At 37.5% G+C, this 19,293-nt stretch carries 17 protein-coding genes; 13 read left to right on the forward strand and 4 right to left on the reverse strand.

Translation table 11 applies throughout. The features are described from left to right. Positions 1 to 37 precede the first annotated feature (37 nt). The 4 genes from ACR1PO_RS19965 to ACR1PO_RS19980 all read right to left on the reverse strand — a co-directional run bounded on the left by ACR1PO_RS19965 (position 38) and on the right by ACR1PO_RS19980 (position 6,021). On the reverse strand, positions 38 to 214 hold the full coding sequence (locus ACR1PO_RS19965) for a hypothetical protein (RefSeq protein WP_332385561.1): 177 nt from the start codon (positions 212 to 214) through the stop codon (positions 38 to 40). Positions 215 to 241: 27 nt separating this feature from the next. Beyond that, positions 242 to 3,661: a T9SS type A sorting domain-containing protein gene (locus tag ACR1PO_RS19970; protein ID WP_433987934.1), complete on the reverse strand. Its 3,420-nt coding sequence runs from the start codon at positions 3,659 to 3,661 to the stop codon at positions 242 to 244. A gap of 211 nt (positions 3,662 to 3,872) precedes the next feature. Then, positions 3,873 to 5,012, reverse strand: coding sequence for an EpsG family protein (locus ACR1PO_RS19975; RefSeq protein ID WP_433987935.1), 1,140 nt, complete (start codon positions 5,010 to 5,012; stop codon positions 3,873 to 3,875). A gap of 1 nt (position 5,013) precedes the next feature. Then, positions 5,014 to 6,021, reverse strand: coding sequence for a hypothetical protein (locus ACR1PO_RS19980; RefSeq protein ID WP_433987936.1), 1,008 nt, complete (start codon positions 6,019 to 6,021; stop codon positions 5,014 to 5,016). A gap of 192 nt (positions 6,022 to 6,213) precedes the next feature. On the opposite strand from ACR1PO_RS19980, the gene ACR1PO_RS19985 reads away from it, so the two are divergent. The 13 genes from ACR1PO_RS19985 to ACR1PO_RS20045 all read left to right on the forward strand — a co-directional run bounded on the left by ACR1PO_RS19985 (position 6,214) and on the right by ACR1PO_RS20045 (position 19,279). After that, complete coding sequence (locus tag ACR1PO_RS19985; protein ID WP_433987937.1) at positions 6,214 to 9,867, forward strand: MMPL family transporter; 3,654 nt, start codon at positions 6,214 to 6,216, stop codon at positions 9,865 to 9,867. 42 nt (positions 9,868 to 9,909) lie between these two features. Then, positions 9,910 to 10,824 carry a dialkylrecorsinol condensing enzyme DarA gene (locus ACR1PO_RS19990; protein ID WP_433987938.1) on the forward strand — a complete coding sequence of 305 codons (915 nt, stop codon included), beginning with the start codon at positions 9,910 to 9,912 and terminating at the stop codon, positions 10,822 to 10,824. 1 nt (position 10,825) lies between these two features. Beyond that, the gene (darB, locus tag ACR1PO_RS19995) at positions 10,826 to 11,965 is read left to right on the forward strand and encodes a dialkylresorcinol biosynthesis protein DarB (RefSeq protein WP_433987939.1); all 1,140 of its coding nucleotides are present in this window, start codon (positions 10,826 to 10,828) and stop codon (positions 11,963 to 11,965) included. Further along, positions 11,965 to 12,396: a hotdog family protein gene (locus ACR1PO_RS20000; protein ID WP_332385552.1), complete on the forward strand. Its 432-nt coding sequence runs from the start codon at positions 11,965 to 11,967 to the stop codon at positions 12,394 to 12,396. The genes darB and ACR1PO_RS20000 overlap by 1 nt, the downstream gene beginning before the upstream one ends. A gap of 6 nt (positions 12,397 to 12,402) precedes the next feature. Further along, positions 12,403 to 12,846, forward strand: coding sequence for a hotdog family protein (locus tag ACR1PO_RS20005; protein WP_232723087.1), 444 nt, complete (start codon positions 12,403 to 12,405; stop codon positions 12,844 to 12,846). Between the two features lie 474 nt (positions 12,847 to 13,320). Beyond that, positions 13,321 to 13,725 carry a flexirubin biosynthesis protein DarG gene (gene DarG / locus ACR1PO_RS20010; RefSeq protein WP_332385551.1) on the forward strand — a complete coding sequence of 135 codons (405 nt, stop codon included), beginning with the start codon at positions 13,321 to 13,323 and terminating at the stop codon, positions 13,723 to 13,725. Between the two features lie 46 nt (positions 13,726 to 13,771). Continuing rightward, positions 13,772 to 14,767 (forward strand): BtrH-related acyltransferase DarH, encoded by a 996-nt coding sequence (gene darH / locus ACR1PO_RS20015; protein ID WP_332385550.1) that lies wholly within the window; start codon positions 13,772 to 13,774, stop codon positions 14,765 to 14,767. A 13-nt stretch (positions 14,768 to 14,780) separates the two neighbouring features. After that, entirely contained in the window at positions 14,781 to 15,527 is a 747-nt protein-coding gene (locus tag ACR1PO_RS20020) for an ABC transporter ATP-binding protein (protein WP_228445866.1), read from the forward strand. Continuing rightward, positions 15,514 to 16,782, forward strand: a complete 1,269-nt coding sequence (locus ACR1PO_RS20025) for an ABC transporter permease (RefSeq protein ID WP_433987940.1) — start codon at positions 15,514 to 15,516, stop codon at positions 16,780 to 16,782. The genes ACR1PO_RS20020 and ACR1PO_RS20025 overlap by 14 nt, the downstream gene beginning before the upstream one ends. Beyond that, entirely contained in the window at positions 16,772 to 17,200 is a 429-nt protein-coding gene (locus tag ACR1PO_RS20030) for an acyl-CoA thioesterase (RefSeq protein WP_332385549.1), read from the forward strand. The genes ACR1PO_RS20025 and ACR1PO_RS20030 overlap by 11 nt, the downstream gene beginning before the upstream one ends. After that, a complete protein-coding gene (locus ACR1PO_RS20035; RefSeq protein WP_433987941.1) occupies positions 17,197 to 18,372 on the forward strand; it encodes a beta-ketoacyl synthase N-terminal-like domain-containing protein in 1,176 nt (391 codons plus the stop codon). The genes ACR1PO_RS20030 and ACR1PO_RS20035 overlap by 4 nt, the downstream gene beginning before the upstream one ends. Before the next feature lie 10 nt (positions 18,373 to 18,382). After that, positions 18,383 to 18,922: a 3-oxoacyl-ACP synthase gene (locus ACR1PO_RS20040; RefSeq protein WP_332385814.1), complete on the forward strand. Its 540-nt coding sequence runs from the start codon at positions 18,383 to 18,385 to the stop codon at positions 18,920 to 18,922. A 99-nt stretch (positions 18,923 to 19,021) separates the two neighbouring features. After that, positions 19,022 to 19,279 (forward strand): phosphopantetheine-binding protein, encoded by a 258-nt coding sequence (locus ACR1PO_RS20045; protein WP_002983724.1) that lies wholly within the window; start codon positions 19,022 to 19,024, stop codon positions 19,277 to 19,279. Positions 19,280 to 19,293: the final 14 nt, after the last annotated feature.

Raw genomic sequence — 19,293 nt, forward strand, 5'->3', positions numbered from 1 at the left:
TTTTATTATATACTTTTTGTTAAACGGGTTTAATTTACTAATCCGAATGCTTTACACCTTCTTTTAATACCTGTTTTCTGAAGAAATAAGTCTTTTGTAGTATAGGTTTTAGACTATTATACAAATCTCTGCAGATCATGATATAGAATTTTTCACCAGCCGTAATAGACGTAAGAAATATCTTCGTGGTGGCAACAAGCGGAACAAAAGGCATTGTCCCCCTTTTTATTTATTTAAAACCTTATCGTTTTATAATTTTAACAGTTGCTTCTGAATTATTGATTCTTATCAGATATACGCCTGCATTTAAAGATGAAAGATCTGTCTGGTTATTGATAAACTGTCCTGATTTTACAAGCTGTCCCAGGGCATTAAAAATTTGAAAATCGTACTCTTTATTTTCTGTCGCTTTTATATAAAGAATATTGGACACAGGGCTGGGATACAGGGAGATCTTGTTATCGGCAGTTTTAAGTACGGCATTTTCAGTACTTAATGTAGGGCCGTTTGGTATGACGGTAGTCCTTGAAGCCGGTCCTTCTTCATTGCCATTGGCATCATATTCTATTTTTACACATCGGCATCCTGTTCCGAAATAGGGGTCATTATTGTCATGAAAAACTATCAGTCTATTGGTTGTAGGAGCCGCATCAAATAAAACATTGACTGATCTTCCCAGATAATTGGAATTTAAAGCGGCCGTCCAGACAGCCGGATATTGATAGTTGAGCACATTAAATGTTCCCTGTGCTGACTGATTTGCCGTCACACTTCTGAATCCTCTTGATCCGGAATCAGGATAATTTCCTAAAGGATATGCTGGATTATTAAAAATATATCCTACTGTAGCATTGGCAGCGTTTTTCACCCTTGTCCCCAGGTAATCAGTGGCAATACTGTATGACGTTGCTACATTTTTATCTTTTTTATACCAGGGAGTCTGTCCGAAATCTGCACCTGAAACCAAAGCCACATTGGTAAGGTCAGGAATTCTCCATCCTTCAGGGCAAGGATCAAAAGGGGATTTTTTACCTCCTCTGCCCCATCTGTCCGGCGCTAAGTTAGGTTCTGTTGCAAGCCAGTCTGTTCCGCTGGTATAATTAGGTGTCGTGCTGTTATAAGGTGCAAAAGTACTGGGAATCATGTACACCAAAGGGTTTTTCACAGAATAGGATAATATTCTGGAGATTTTGTCTACCGGTTTATCGGCAGCCTGTACATTTGATGCTGCAGCATAGATATTGTAAGGGACAATATAACTTCCTGAAAGATTATTATAGTCAGTCGGATTAAGCGTACTGTATGTAACCGTTCCATTGTCTGCAGCTGCTCCTAAAAACACATTGTAGAAGCTTCTGTTATCTGCATACTGAAACACAGGAATAGGGTCTTTTCTTCCCCATTGATAATGCAAACCGGTAGAGGCACGTATTTTTAAAAGTTCATCAGCGGTAGGAGCCTGCGGGTTGGCAACAGCAGGAAAAACATCTACAGCTCCGAGATTCCGATCCATAAAAGTCGTCTGGAAAACCACATCAGCTTTATTTACATAATTTACATAGTTTGTAACTGCTGCCGGGGCCTCGGTAGTATAGGTGTAAGATCCCACAGGAGAATCCGTCACCCAGATATGCCAGCTCCAATATACAGGTGATGATATACTTCCGTTATGGAGTGTTACAACCGCATTTCCACTTTCATTGGGGGCAATTTCCACAGCTATTTTAGAATTGGCAATATCCTGCAGCGATGAAGGTGAAGGATTCACCACTGTAATTTTACTGACAAGGCCTGGATTGGTAGTCCAAAGGACATTCCCTTTTAAACTATTAAAACTTGAAGGATTTAATATTTCAGCGTTATTCAGTAATTGACTTTGTACAGAGAAGGCCTTGCTGACCGGAATCACGACAGTAGTAACAGTTCCGCTTTTTACAATCTGGTACGTATTCGGATTATTGAATCCTTCTTTATATTCTGTAGCTGCAGGCAGATATTCCGTTGGAAAATCATAGTCATTGATCGTGTAAAGAGGATCTTTTATACATCTGCAGCCATTTGCATCCGAAGTGTACATTATGGACATAGGAAAGTAATAATAGCGTCCTTTAATATTAGGATAGTTTGCATCCGGGATATCAGGCTGTGTTTTATCCGGAATCATGGAAAGTCCTCTGACAGTAACGGCCGGAGAGGCATCAAACTGCCGGGCCATGGTAGCCGTCCAAAGTGCAGTGTGATGCTGGTCAGTATACTGGCCCTGGTGGGCTCCTCTGATAAGCTGTCCGTTTCCCGGAAAGATCCCCATATTGTATCCTCCGACAGCTGAAAGATCAAAACCCCAGTTGGGATAAATTTTAAATCCCGTCATGAAGGCAGGAACTCCTGCATTGGTAGGTTTTATAATGTGGTATTTATTGGTCTCAAAAACATTTTTCGCCATATTGGTCCTCACTCCGAAAGGTGAAAAGTCTATTCTGATATCGTCCACATAGGATGAAGAAGCCAGGTTGGCAACCAGCATAGAAGGGATTCGCCATCCGTTGGGACACGGGTCATAAGGAGATTTATCCCTGTAAGGTTTTGCTTTGTCATCAGTATTGTAAACGGCTTCTATTTTCCCCTGTGCATTATCAGACCAGAGATTAAGTTCTGAAAGCCTGTTGGTGGGTAAGGCTGTGGATTTTCCAAACCAATTGACAGGAAGGTTGAGATTATTGTTGTAGTACGCCTGGCCGGAGTTGTCATCTTTGTTCACATAAATAAGGCTTAAAGGATTTTTTACAGAAAGCCTTATATTATTGGTTACTTCCGCTGCAGAAAGCAGAACGAATTTCCTGAGATCATCAATACTTACAGCATTGGTCATATTCTTTGCTCCTCTATGTCTTATTCTGCCTATAGATCCTGAAGCTTCATAAAAATCATTTCCTCTTGTAACTAAGGGAGGAATAGGATCTTTTCTTCCCCACTGATAAAGAAGTCCAATGCTTCGGTTCCAGTCTGATGCAGTGATCGAACTTGTAACTGCTCCAAGGTTTCTATCCATCCATTTCCAGTCGGAATCTGGAATAACTTCAGTGGTTCCGTCTGATTTCATTCTCTTAATATTACTGAAACTTCTGTAAGTGGAACCGTTTGTAGGATCATCAGTCACCCAGATATGCCAGCTCCAATAAATTTCTCCATTTACTTTGAAAGCAATGACCGCATTTCCTTTTTTTGTTTTATTGACCGGGACTTTTATTTTGGCTTCCTGCCCGGTTCCAGTTATTTCCAGCATATAGTTTACTCCCGATTTTATAAGTCCATGAACATCTTCCCATAAAACATCCGCTGTTACAACACCAGCCGGAATACCGCTCCCGTTAAGGTATCCGCCGCCTTCCCACATTGCATACGCTTTTTTTACAGGAACCAGCAATCCCTCACTGTTCTGACCGGGGTCAAAAATGTAACTGTTAGGAGCTTTTTTCCAATCCGGAAGGAATAATTTTGTCAATTCGGGTAACGGTCTGGCGAGTGAGTCCGTATTTTTAGCCATCCATACTGCTTTAATATGCCCAGTTGAGGAAAGGCTTTCTCTGACATTCCCTTTAGAACAGATTCCCAATGATATCAGACAGAAGACTGCCGCTAATTTTTCAGCTAACCTTTTCATACCTTATAATTTAGTGTTATTACCCAAATACAATTTTTAAGCCTATTTCAATAAAAAGAGATTTATTTTATAAATAAAAATAACATATTTAAATTATGTTGTTAATAATTCAAAACAAAACTAGCAAACAGTACAAACATGAACAAGCCTTTCACAAAAAAAGACAGCCTAATGACTGTCTTTGTAATTAATATATTTTAATTTTCAAATTCTATGGAAGGACATAGTTCTGATAACGCTCTATTGAAAATCGTCCTGCTTTGATATTGTTAAAGATAGCAAAGACGACAAAATTGAACACGACCAGTGAAATAATAAATGCATAAATCATGTTTTTTACTTTTCCTGAAACCACATACATTGCATTTGGAATAATAACATAGGCGAATCCGATGAAAGCTCCCGCAAGTCTTGACGAGAATATAGGGTTATTTCTGAAGATAAAGTAAAGGCAGATTCCGGCTACAGCATAGTTTCTATGATATTCGTAATAAGGATACAGCTCTTTCATCTTGGTATCAAAAGCGAAAAGGAAGAAAGTAAGAATAGCCATCATCACCTCAGGAATTCCGATACCTCCGTTCAATCGTTCTACCGTCTGATCCATATATCCGTTAAATCCTTCTACCAGGGTACTGTCGGAAGCCATTCCATCTAAGAAACTACCAAAACTTCTGTATATCTCAAATGGAGATAAAAAGACAGAGCCTACAATCATAATCAGCATCACTGTCTTATTAATCGGAACACGTGCCAGCCAATACATAGGGAGGAATAAATAACACACACTGTGTATACCTGATCCTATGAATATAAAAAATAAGTAATGCCAGAGTCTCCTTTCTTTAATATACCGTATGGCAAAGTAAACGATAAAAGTACCTAAATTCTGTCTGATCTGCCCGCTTTCTCCAATAAAGAAGTTGGGAATAAACATAAAAAGGGTAAAGGTAAAAGGATAAAAAGTATTATCTTCCGTATACTCTACTTTAAAGATCATTGCAAAAATAGCAATGACCAGCGTAAGCATATAAAAAGGAGCATCAAAGATATTCAGAAGAATTTTATTAATCAGGGTATACAGCCATTCCACATCCAGGGTTTCCGTTCCTTCCATATGGAGCATCTTCATAAAGATACTGTAATAGCTTTTGGTATCAGAGTAAATATAAATTCCTTTATAACTTCCGTAATCCGGGCCCACATCTTTTCTAAGACCAACAATAATGATAAAATAAACAGCAAGGAACCAGAACCATTTTTTATCAACCTTCTTACCATACACTTCCTGAACACTGAAGAACAGCATATAGAGGATTGCAACTAAATAATATGGATGTAGTAAACTCATGCTAAATCTCTGATGTTTTTTTAAACTGATGATATGCTGTGATTATCCCGGTCAGAATTAAAGGCAGAAACAGCCTCACCTCCCAATACAGTCCTACTAAAGTAATCATAAGAAGATAAGGAATGGAGAAGAAAAAATACTTCCCGAAAACACTCCTGTTCTCCGGTGCTGTACAAAGCTTATATATAAAATAAATCACAACTAATGCAAACACCAATCCCGCAAGGTTGAAAGGGCTGGAAAAGTTTCTGTTGATATAAAAACCTTCCACAAATGTAGTCTCCTCCTGCACAAGTACAGCCCTCAATCCCAGATAAGGAATCAGAAAAGCAACGACCAATGGTATTATTTTCCGGATAATCTGATAGTTCCCTTTTTTCAGCTCGTCAATTTGAAAAAAAACAGCAGCAAAAAAAGCAATATTCAGACAGGCAGTTTCTCTTACCAGGGTAGAGATTGCAATTAAGCCGATAAGAATAAAAAAGAAAATATTTTTTCCGGTATCTGAATATTTCAGGGTCAGATAAACACCTGCAAGATAACAGAAGAGCGCTATAGTATCACAGTTTGTAGGGGCATACTGTGTTATTACAATAAAAAAAACAGATAGAAGATGGATGATTCTTCTTGCATTAAGATTCAGAAGAAGACCTGTTGATTTCAGCTGAAAAACAGCATTCAAAATCAAGGAACATAAAATAAAGAAAACACTATTCATCAGGAAGAGGCCATGATAAAAGGGCGTTCCATTCTTTGACAGAAAATCTTTAAAAAAAGAAAGAGGGCCGTTGATGAGGCAGTACATCAGATCCGTCATCTGGACACTCAGATAATTGGGAATCACTCTGTAAGCATATACCGAGGAAAACAAAAAGTCAGGCGTTTTTTCTGATGTTTTCAGTCTTGTATAAGAGGATTCAAATCCATAATAAGACATCGCAAACAACAGAAGCGGAAGTACTATTACAAATAGAAATCCGTTTATTTTTTCATCATTTCTTTTCAACATATCTAAAACAGATTCTTATTTTTTAATAATAATTGTGGTTTAAAAATACATTTTTCAAAAGGGAACTTTTGCAAAAGTAGAATATTTTTTGAATCTTCCTAGAATATTTTATTGATTTTCAGTCAAAACTTATTGCTAAATATTTTGAACTAATGCTTAAAAAATTAAATTTGCAGACTTGATTTAAATGCAATGCATCGCTTTTTTATATTTTTATATTATCTGATTTCCAAAAATAAAATTCTATCTGTACTGACAGCCATAGGAATTGCCGTTTTGTGCATTTTCTTTGCGTCAAAGATCAATTTTGAAGAGGATATCAATCAGATCATTCCTAAAAATGAAAAGTCGGATCTTACAGCAAAGGTTCTTAAACAGCTTAATTTTTCTGATAAGATTATTGTCATTATCGAGAACAAATCCAGCGAAGACAGCTTCCAGCTTTCTGAAACGGCAGATACTTTTCTGAAAAAAATTGAGCCTTTACAGAAATACATCGGTTCTGTTCAGGGCAAAGTGAATGATAATGAGATTTCAGAGACCTTTGATTTTGTCAATCAGAACCTTCCGCTCTTCCTTAATGAAAATGACTATAAGGAGATTAATCAGAAACTACAAAAAGACAGCATTGCCAAACAGGTAGAGAATAATTACATCTCACTGGTTTCTCCCACAAGTCTTGTCACTAAAGAGTTTATTAAAAAAGATCCTTTGGGACTTACTTTTTTAGGAATTAAAAAATTAAATGCTTTAAACATCAGCAAAGACTTCAAACTTGAAGACAGCTATATTGTAACCAAAGACGGCAAAAATCTCCTGCTTTTCATTGATCCTAAAAACAAAAGCAATAATACGAAAGCCAATGAAGCATTTGTAGATCAGCTCAACTCTATTAAAGACGGCATCAATAAGCAGTTCAAAGGAAAAACAGAAACCAGCTATTTCGGCTCTCCTGTAATTGCAGTGGCCAATGCAAAACAGATCAAAAAAGACATCCAGAATACAGTTGTCATTTCTATGACAGTTCTTTTGATTCTTCTGATCTATTATTTCAGGAATTTCTTTACTCCCATTATTGTATTTCTGCCCACCGTATTTTCTGTACTGCTGGCCTTATTGGTTCTTTATTTCATTAAGGACAAAATCTCAGCCATCTCATTAAGTGTGGGAGCCATTCTGATCGGGATCACGATAGATTACGCCCTGCATATTCTTACTCATTACAAGCATAACAATAATATTGAAGAGCTTTATAAAGAGATTACCCAACCGATCATATTAAGCAGTGCAACAACAGCCGTTTCATTCTTATGCCTGGTTTTTGTACGTTCTGAAGCATTGAAGGACTTGGGACTTTTTGCAGCCATTACCGTTATTCTTTCTTCAGTTACAGCATTGATTATCGTTCCCCAGCTTTATAAACCAAAAGAAAAGGGAGAGCATCCGAATACCAACTTTATTGACAAGATCGGCTCTTATCCGTACGAGAAAAACAAGCCTTTGATCATAGGGTGCTCTGTTATTATTCTGGCCTGCCTGTTTGGATTCAGACATGTAGGATTTAATGAAGACATTGGTGATCTGAATTACATTCCGAAAGAATTAAAAATCAGTGAAGCAAAGCTGCAGAAGCTTTCCGACATCACTTCAAAATCTATTTATACGATTTCTTACGGAAATTCTGAAGAAGATGCATTAAGCAGAAACTCAGAACTAAGCAGCTTCCTTGAAAAAGAGAAGAAAGAAGGCAAGATTTTAAGCTATAATTCGATCGGAAGTGTTGTCCTTTCAGAAAAAGATCAACAGAAAAAGATTGATGAATGGAATCGTTTCTGGAATGAGGAAAAGAAAAGCCGGGCCATTTCTGAACTGATCAGTAACGGAAATAAATTGGGTTTCAACAGTTCTGCATTTGACAATTTCAATGAAGTTCTGCATAAAGATTATTCCGTATTAAACCTGAAGGATTACCAAAAAGTGAAAGCGCTTCAGATTTCAGAATTCATGAGCAGCGAAAATGGTTTTTATACCGTTTCGAATGTTGTAAAAGTAAACGAAAATAAAAGGGATGCTTTTATCAAAGATATCGAAAAGAAGCATGATGCTATTGCTATTGACCGCCAGCAGATGAATGAAAATTTCCTTGGACTGCTGAAAAGAGATTTCAATACCCTGATCAATTATTCTCTTCTTGCGATCATTTTAACCATTATTGTTTTTTTCAGAAATTTTGAATTAACAGTGCTTACCATGTTCCCGATTGTTTTAACAGGGGTTGTAACAGCCGGAATACTTTATTTTCTGGGACTGGAGCTGAATATTTTCAGCACTGTAGTGTGCACACTGGTTTTTGGGGTTGGTGATGACTTTAGTATTTTCCTTACCCAGGCCATGCAGAAAGAACACACCACAGGAAAAAATGAACTGCCCACCTATAGAATTTCTATTATCCTTGCCGTTTTCACAACCATCCTTTCCATTGGCTCCCTGATTTTCGCCAAACATCCGGCCCTGCATTCCCTGGCTTTGGTTGCTTTAATCGGAATGTTCTCAGTTATCATTATTACCTCTACCCTATATCCGTTCTGGTTCAGACTGCTGATTACCAACAGAGCCCAAAAAGGACTTTCACCGATTACTTTCAGGCTGTTCATATGGTCTGTATTCTCATTCCTGTATTACGGAATTGGCGGATTGCTGTTTTCCGCTTTCGGCAGCGTCTTTGTCAAAAATTCCAAAGGAAAGACCCTGAATATTATCAAAATTATTTTAGCCAGATTTTTAACTTCTGTTCTTTATTCTAATCCTTTTGTAAAGAAGAAGGTCATTAAAAATCCGTCAGAAAATTTCAGTAATCCGGCCGTGATCATTGCCAACCATACATCCTTCCTGGATACACTGGCCATTGCAATGACGACCCATAAAATCATCTATCTGGTAAATGACTGGGTGTACCAGTCTCCTATTTTTGGAAAGCTGGTAAGAGCTCTTGGATTTTACCCCGTTTCACAGGGAATTGAAAATGGAATGGAAAAGCTGAAGGAAAAAGTTGAACAAGGATATTCATTAGTGGTTTTCCCCGAAGCAGAACGTTCTTATACCAATGACATCAAAAGATTTCATAAAGGAGCATTTTACCTTGCAGAACAGTTCGGCCTGGATATTCTTCCCATCTACATTCACGGAAACTCTGAAGTTCTGCCAAAAGGAGACTTTATTATCTATGATGGCAGCATCACGGTAAAAGTAGGCAACAGAATCAGCAAAGATGATATGAGTTTTGGTAAAAACTATTCTGAAAGAACCAAAAAAATCAATGCTTACTTTAGAGAAGAGTTTGCGAAACTTCGGGAAGAGATTGAGGATGAAAATTATTTTAAGAAGAAATTATTCCTGAGTTACCTGTACAAAGACAGTGAAGTGGTAAAAGAAGTAAAAGAGGATTTCAATACCAACAAATCGGTATATTTTGAACTTAACAAGCATATTTCCAATGACGCCAGCATCCTTCATATGACTGATGATTTTGGACAAAAAGATGTTTTATTAACATTGTATCAGGCAGGCAGAAGAATTTTCTCTATGATCCGGAATGATGAAAAGAGGGAAACCGCCGCACACAGCTATCTGGTAAAAAAAAGAAAAATACATTATATAAAAGACCTTTCTGAGATCAATAAGAAAATTGACATTCTTCTTATATCAGATGAACATTTTACAATGAATGACCTTCCGGAACTTCCTGAAACCATCATTTTTGTAAATACAAAAAACACCTGGTCAGGAAGTGAAAATTATACACTGAAATTCAGTTCCGAATCCATAAAAGTATTTAAATCTACCTAATAAATATGAAAAACATATTTTTGTAAACCCTAAAGAAAACTAATGAAGAAAAATATACTTGTCATATATTATTCACAAACCGGCCAACTCGAAGATATTGTGAAAAACATCGCCAGGCCTTTTGAAGCTCAAAAGGAGAAATATGATGTTACCTATTATAATATTAAGCTGAAGGAAGACTTTCCGTTTCCCTGGCCAAGTGATGTTTTTTTCAACACTTTCCCCGAATCCTATCTGCAGATTCCAAAAGAAATCTATCCTCCTTCAGAAGAAGTCCTCAATAAAAAGTATGATCTTATCCTGTTCGGGTATCAGGTATGGTATCTCACACCATCCATTCCTGTTATTTCATTCTTAAAAAGCGGGTACGCAGGCCGTATCCTTAGAGATACTCCTGTTGTAACCATTTCCGGAACCAGAAATATGTGGATGCTTTCCCAGGAAAAACTAAAAGTATACTTAAGAGATCTGCAGGCAAAACTTGTCGGAAATATAGCACTGGTAGACAGACATGACAATTATACCAGCGTGCTGACCATTCTCAGATGGCTTACCACAGGCCAGAAAGAAAAATCAGGAATGCTTCCGGCAGCCGGTGTTTCTGATGAAGAAATTGCAGGTTCTGTAAAGTATGGCGAGATTATTGAAAGACACTTCAATAACAATGATCTGATTAATCTGCAGCCGGATCTTGTTAAAAACGGAGCCATTGAGATCCGTGCGTTCCTGGTGCGTGTAGAGAAGGTAGGAAACAAAATTTTCACAGTATGGTCTAATCTGATTATCAAGAAAAAAGAGAAACGTCCATTGCTGATAAAATTCTTTAAGGTATATTTGATGGCCGCGATATGGATTATCTCACCTGTCGTTTTGGTATTACACCTTCTTACAACCCCTATATTTTGGTTTAAAAGACAAAAACAAAAAAGATATTTACAAGGAATTAATTTAAAATAGAATGTACGACGTATTTATAACAAAAGCATCAAAATACTTACCCAATGAGCCGGTAGCGAATGATGAAATGGAGACTTATCTTGGGCTTATCAATGATGCGCCATCCAAAGCAAAATCACTTATCCTAAGAAATAATAAAATCACAACAAGATACTACGCTTTAGATAAGGAAGGAAATCCTACACACACTAATGCGCAGCTTACAGCAAAAGCAATCGAAGGCCTTTTTGATGAAAATTTCAAGAAGGAAAACATGAAGTTATTATCCGTAGGAACCACTTCACCAGACCAGATCCAGCCATCACACGCTTCTATGGTTCATGGTGAACTGAACATCGGAAAATCTATTGAAATTAATACTTCAACAGGTCTTTGCAACTCAGGAATGAATGCTCTGAATTATGGATTCCTTTCTGTAAAAGCAGGTGTACAGGAAAATGCCGTATGTGCAGGTTCCGAAAGAATGTCTGCATGGATGACTGCTGATAAATTCAACCACGAGGCTGAAAATTTAAAACTGCTCGAAGAAAGACCTATCATCGCTTTCAAAAGAGAATTCCTGAGATGGATGCTTTCCGATGGAGCGGGAGCTTTCCTGCTGGAAAATAAGCCAAGAGAAAACAGCACTTCCTTAAAGATAGAATTCATTGATTTCTATTCATATGCACATGAAATTGAGGCATGCATGTATGCCGGATGTGATAAGCTTGAAGACGGAAGCCTGAAATCATGGGCAGATTACCCATCTGATGAATGGCTGAAGCAATCTATTTTTGCCATCAAACAGGACACTAAAATTCTGGATAAATATATTCTTGTAAAAGGAGCTGAAAGTTTAAGATCTTCTTTTGACAAACATAATTTGGATCCTGAAAAAATTGACCACGTACTGGCTCATATTTCTTCAGGATATTTCAAAGACGGACTGAAAGAAGAATTTGCTAAAAAAGGAATGGACTTCCCTGCAGAAAAATGGTTCTACAACCTTTCAGAGGTAGGAAACATCGGTGCAGGATCTATCTTTATCGCCCTTGAAGAACTGATGAACTCCGGGAAACTGAAAAAAGGAGAAAAAGTACTTCTTTGTGTTCCTGAAAGCGGAAGATTCGCCTATTCTTGTGCCTTATTAACAGTTTGCTAATGGAAAACAGACTCCCCACATCGGACAAAGATTTTGTAGAAAGCCTGATTCCACAAAGACATCCTTTTGTGATGGTACATGAATTGACTGAGTATTCTGAAAATCATCTCCTGTCAGGTTTTGAAATCAAAGAAGATAACCTCTTTATCCAGGATGGATTATTTCAGGCATCAGGACTTATTGAGCATCAGGCCCAAAGCGTTGCTTTACATACAGGATATAAATATTACCTTCTTGGAAAAGACGCTCCTACCGGATATATAGGAGCCATCAAGTCTTTTGAAGCTGAAAAACTGCCTAAAATTGGCGATCAGCTGAAGTCTGAAGTAACGATCCTTAATGAAGTAATGGGAGTAACCCTTGTAGATATTGTGACCAAACTGAACGGTGAAGTGATTGCAAAATCTCAAATGAAAACCGCTGTAAAATAAACTGTAATGGAAATAAAGGAAGAAAATATCATCAATATACACAACTTTTTACCGCATCGTGAACCGATGCTTATGGCAGATTATATCCTGGAGCTGACCAAAGAAAAGGTAGTGACTTCCTTTGAAATCAAAGAAGATAATATATTTGTTCACAATAATGAATTTGTTGAAGCCGGATTAATTGAAAACCTGGCCCAAACCTGCTCATCGATCCTTGGACAAAGCTTCTTTGAAAATCCTGAAGCAGATACAAAAGTGATCGGGTTCATTACCAATATCAAGAAGATTGAGGTCTTTGCTCTTCCAAAGGTGAATGACAAAATTATCTCCAAGGCCTCACTTATATCGCAGTTTGAGAATATCTGCCACATATTCTGTGAAACATTCAATCATGATGAATTATTGATCAGAGCAGAAATCAACCTGTTTATTCAGGAAGTAAAGTCGTAAATTACATTCCAATATATAATATAAAGCTGTACAAAACGTACAGCTTTTTTAGAATGGTCTATGGTTAAATTTCATTTTTTTAATTTGTGAATATTTGAGCAATTCATGTAGGGCATTAGTGTTTAAAAATCAATACCTTTCATTGAAGTAATTATAAAATCTTACATTAAAAATATTCATTATTATTTATTTCAACCCCAACAAAAACACACTCAAAACCACTGATAATCAAATCAATACCATTCATTAAATATCATCGGGAAATGAATTATTTCACGTGAAACATTTTATAAATCCGTGGAACACTTATTGCTAAAAGATTTCTAATACATACTCTGATCAGAGGGAATAACCCCTTCAGATTTAATATGATTTACATATAATGTATTTTCACTATTTTAGCCACCTGATTAAAAGAATCAAAAAACAGGTGAACCATTTCTCATCTGGAATCTAAAAAATAACATTATTTAGATGAAAAAACAAGACCTGCCTCAAGACGAAAGTAACCTGAAATCCGCCAACATGACTGAAGTCCTGTATGTGACGGATGAAAATGACAATTACACGACAGCAAACAGTACAGGCTGGGATGCCAAGAAAGCTGCTCTGGATGAATCGATGGAACTTATTCATGAAAGAATTGAGGAAGCAAAGAAAAATGTTGCCAATAATACTGTAAGCCCCATTGTTTATTTCATGGAACTGAATAAAATGGATATTGCCGTTCTTGCTTCATATGCAGGAATGTGGCAATGGAGGGTAAAAAGACATTTTAAACCAAAAGTATTTAAAACACTAAGCGAAACTGCACTGAAAAAATATGCCGATGCATTCGGAATTTCAGTGGATGAATTAAAAAACTTCGACGGGAAATAATGAAGCAAGGCTTCGTTTCACCTATGAAAAAGATACGATCAGCAAAATGAAATTAAACTTTGAACACCATCAGACTGCACATTGCGAAAACGGTGTTGCTTCTAATCTACTGCTCAACAAAGGCCTTAAACTAAGTGAACCCATGATCTTCGGGATCGGTTCCGGACTGTTTTTTGTCTATCTTCCTTTTTTAAAGGTAAATTTTGCTCCGGGCTTCAGCTACCGCCCAATGCCGGGTGCCATTTTCAGTAAAGCAGCCAAAAGATTAGGAATTAAAATTAAAAGAGAAAAATTCTCAAACCCTAAGGATGCCCAGAAAGCGCTCGAAAGAAATCTGGAACAAAATATACCTACAGGGCTTCAGGTAGGTGTTTTCAATCTTACATACTTTCCTGAAGAATATAAATTCCACTTCAATGCCCACAACCTGGTGGTTTATGGAAAAGAAGACGGAAAATTCCTGATCAGCGACCCGGTAATGGATTATACGACATCCCTTTCCGAGGCAGAACTGGAAAAAGTAAGATACGCAAAAGGAGCGCTTCCTCCGAAAGGGCACATGTACTACCCTGTTTATATCCCTGAAAATGTGAATCTTGAAGAAGCCATTAAAAAGGGAATCAAAGACACCTGCAAAAATATGCTGGCTCCGGTACCGCTTATCGGGGTAAAGGCTATGAGATGGGTAGCGAAAAGCATCCCGAAATGGGCAGAAAAGAAAGGAACAAAAGTAACCAACCATTATCTGGGACAGCTGATCAGAATGCAGGAAGAAATCGGAACCGGAGGTGGCGGGTTTAGATTTATCTATGGGGCATTCCTTCAGGAAGCTGCTGTTATTCTTAAAAATGATGAGTTAAAAGAGCTATCCAAAGAAATAACTGCTATTGGTGACCTTTGGAGAGATTTTGCCGTAGATATTGCACGTGTTTATAAAAACAGAAACTCGAAAAGCAATATCTACAATGAACTTTCAAAAACAATGCTGCATATTGCAGACCTGGAAGAAGCTTTCTATAAAAAACTGAGAAAAGCGATCTGATATGGCGGAAAATATGATTGAAATCAAAAACTTATATAAGAAATACAAGAATTCTGAAGATTTTTCTGTAAATGATATCACATTGAATATCAGCAAAAATGAAATCTATGGAATTCTGGGGCCTAACGGTGCCGGGAAAACAACATTAATTTCCATGCTTTCCGGACTGATAAAGCCTACATCAGGCCAGTTTACCATTAACGGACTGTCTCCGCAGAAAGATGGTTTCAAAATCAGACAGATCATAGGAATTGTTCCACAGGAATATGCATTATATCCTACGCTTACCGCAAAAGAAAATCTGATGTTCTTCGGAAGCCTTTATGGTTTAAAGCATAATCAGCTCAAAAAAGCGATTGATGAGTCTTTGGAAATTATGGGACTTTCAAAATTTGCCAACAAGCAGGTAGGACAATTCTCAGGTGGAATGAAACGCCGCTGCAACCTCATCGCAGGAACGCTTCACAATCCCAAGGTTCTCTTTCTTGATGAACCGACTGTAGGGGTTGATGTTCAGTCAAAAAAAGCGATTATTGATTATCTTCTAGATTTAAATAAACAGGGAACGTGTATCATCTATACTTCTCACCACCTTTCAGAAGCGGAAGAATTCTGTACTAAGATTGCCATCATTGATCATGGAAAAATCCACGCTGTAGGAACACCTGAAGAACTGGTGAACAGAGTCGCAAGCGCTGAAAACCTTGAAGATGTTTTCATTTCATTAACCGGAAAAGAACTAAGAGATGTTGTTGTATAAACTGTGGAGAAGCTTTATCAAAGAAATCCTTCTGCTGAAAAGAGATATCGGAGGTATCGTCATCATTTTTGTGATGCCGCTGCTTTTGATTGTAACCATTACCCTTATTCAGGATTCTACCTTTAAAAACCTTGAAGGATCAAAGATTCCGATCATTTTTATTGATAATGACAAGTCTGAAGTTTCAAAGAATATCAAAGCAGAACTGGAAAACAGTAAGACATTCCAGCTGCTGACTAACTTCAATGAAAAATCTGCACAGGATGCCGTTTTTTCAGGGGACTATCAGATGGCGATCGTCATTCCTGATCATTTAACGAAAGATTTAAATTCCAATATTGATTCTAAGGTTCAGACCATTGTAAGCTCGTTCGGGCTCGAAGGAGATTCTGCAAAGGTAAAAACTGCTGCTCCTAAGGCTAAAGAAATTCACTTATACTTTGACCCGGCAACCAATGCAGGATTTAAAAACTCAGTGATGAATTCCGTCAACAAAATGGTTTTCGAAATTGAAAATAAAAAGATTTATAAAGCATTTCAGGACCAGCTGGGAACTACGGAAAATCTTGACGAAAATAAAAACCTGATCAGCTTTAAAGAAATCACCCCGAAAAAAGGCGAAATGGATGTTATGCCAAATTCCGTTCAGCACAACGTTCCTGCCTGGACTCTTTTTGCGATATTCTTTATTGTAGTTCCTTTATCCATCAATCTGGTAAAAGAAAAAAGCCAGGGAACAAGCGTAAGAGCAAGAATAAGCCCTACTCCGTATTTTGTACATATTTTAGGAAAAACATGTACTTATCTTATTATCTGTATCATTCAGTTTTTACTGATGGTGGCCGTAGGAATTTATCTTTTTCCTTATATGGATCTTCCGGCCTTTGATGTATCCGGAAAAATGTTTCAGCTTATTATTGTAACATTGTTTGCCGGATTGGCAGCTATCGGATTCGGTGTGCTGTTGGGAACGATTGCAGATACACAGGAGCAGTCTGCCCCTTTCGGAGCAACTTCCGTAGTGGTTCTTGCCGCCGTAGGAGGAATCTGGGTTCCCGTATTTTTAATGCCGGAATTCATGCAGACCATAGCGAAATTTTCTCCTATGAACTGGGGACTGAATGCTTACTATGATATTATTTTAAGAAACAGCGGCATCGGTGGAATTGCCAAAGAACTGGTCTTACTGTTCTTATTTTACCTTGCTACAGTAGCTGTTTCCCTATTTTACGAAAAGAAACAAAATGCAGTCTAAAGAAAATATATTAACCTGTACTGAAGAAGTAAGAGTCCGGTTCAATGAGACAGATCCGCTGGGAATAGTCTGGCATGGGCATTATATCGTATATTTTGAAGACGGAAGAGAAGCTTTCGGCCGTCAGCATGGCCTTACCTATCTTGATATTCAGAATGCCGGATATGTAACACCGATTGTAAAAAGTACCTGCGAGCATTTTCTTCCTTTAAAATACGGGGAAACATTCAGAATTGTGACCACTTTTATCAATTCTGTTTCAGCCAAGCTGATCTACAGGTATGAGCTTTTCAACCAGGAAGACCAATTGGTGTGCAGTGGTGAAACCATCCAGGTATTTCTTGACAGCAACGGAAACTTATGCCTGTATAATCCGGAATTTTTTCAAAACTGGAAAGATAAAATGGGGCTATTATGAGGAAGGATATTTATATCACAGATTACAATTGTGTAACCCCTTTAGGATTCAATGTAGATTCCAACTGGGATGCACTTGTGGAAGGAAAATCAGGCGTTGCTTTACATAAAATCACAGGCAGTCAGGATGCTTTTTATACTTCCATGATAGATTCTGATCAACTTCATGAAGAGTTCAGCAGAATCTTCGGCGACGCTCAGAATAACAATCACAATTTTACAAGACTGGAAAAAATGCTTCTTTTAAGCCTGCAGCCTCTTGTTGAAAAACATACCTTATCAGAAGACACGGCTTTTATCCTTTCTACAACAAAAGGAAATATCAGCCTGCTAAAAAACCAGTCTGAGTTGCCGGAAGGCGTTTACTTATCAAAACTGGCACAAAAAATAGCCAATTTTTTCGGATTCAAAACGAAACCTGTGGTGGTTTCCAATGCCTGTGTTTCAGGAGTAATGGCCATTGCAACAGCTAAAAATATGATTCAGGCAGGAAAGTATAAAGATGCTTTTGTAATTGCGGGAGATGAACTTTCTGAATTTGTTATTTCAGGATTCAACTCGTTTCAGGCCATTGGTTCCGGGCCATGTAAGCCTTATGATAAAAACAGGGATGGAATCAACATCGGTGAAGCGGCAGCAGCTGTGTATATCACTTCATGTCTTTACGAAGAACAGAGTAACGAAGCAATCTCACAAAACGAAAAATTCAGGTTTAAAATTCTGGGGGATTCTGCAGTCAATGATGCCAATCATATTTCCGGGCCTTCAAGAACAGGAGATGGCTTATATGCCAGTATTAAAAATGCTATGACAGAAGCAAATGTTTCGGCTGAACAGATTGATTTTATTTCTGCTCACGGAACAGCGACTTTATATAACGATGAAATGGAGGCCATTGCCTTTAACAGAATGGGACTTCAAAACATTCCTCTCAACAGTATGAAAGGCTATTACGGACATTGTCTGGGTGCATCAGGTCTCCTTGAAAGCATTATTTCTATGGAAAGTGCCCTTCACAGCACCTTACTTCCATCAAAGAACTTTGAGGAAACGGGAATAACCAAACCTTTGAATATTATCAAGGAAAACCAGACTGCAGAAGTAAAATACATACTGAAGACAGCTTCAGGGTTCGGTGGCTGTAACGCAGCTGTTGTGCTGGAAAAATGTTAAATTGAACATGATGAAGAAAACAAACATCTGTACCATAGAACATTCAAAAATAACCGTTGACGGAAATATTATTTTTGAAAGCCAAAGCGAAACCTTTCAGGAATTTGCCAAAGAAGCCTACAGAAGCTTAGACCTCAGCTATCCGAAATTTCACAAAATGGATAACCTGAGTAAGCTGGCTTTTCTTTCTGCTGAAAATATTCTGAAAGAGGATGACCACACCAGAACAGCTATTGTTTTTGCCAACAGATCTTCCAGTCTGGACACCGATTTCAAATACCAGGAAAGCATCAACGACGCTGACAACTACTATCCGAGTCCTGCCGTTTTTGTATATACTTTACCTAACATCTGTGTTGGTGAAATCAGCATTAAACATAAAATGCAGACGGAAAATGCTTTTTTCGTTTTGGACGAATTTGATGAAAATTTTTTAAACGATTACTCCGAACAGATTCTCAGATCCGGAAAGGCTGACAAAGTATTGTGCGGCTGGGTAGAATTGTATCAGGAAAATTACAAAGCTTTTGTATATTTGCTCACATTATAATTTAACAATGTACCAATCTGAAAATGTACCAATGCTAAAGGCAATAACAACTATTGGTAAACTGGTACATTGATATATTGTTACATTAAAATAATATTTATGGAAAACTTAAAAACGGAATTGAAGCACAAAATTATCGAAGTTCTTAATCTTGAAGACGTATCTGTGGAAGAAATCAAAGATGCTGATCCATTATTCGGAGGCGGATTGGGACTGGATTCTATTGATGCTTTGGAACTGATCGTTCTTCTTGATAAAGATTACGGAATAAAATTAGCTGATCCTAAAAAAGGAAAGGAAATTTTCCAATCTATCGATACGATGGCTGCATTCATCGAGAACAACAGAACAAAATAAATGAATGTAACAAT

The organism is Chryseobacterium amylolyticum (assembly GCF_051011775.1).
In the GTDB taxonomy this organism is placed as follows: Bacteria; Bacteroidota; Bacteroidia; order Flavobacteriales; family Weeksellaceae; genus Chryseobacterium.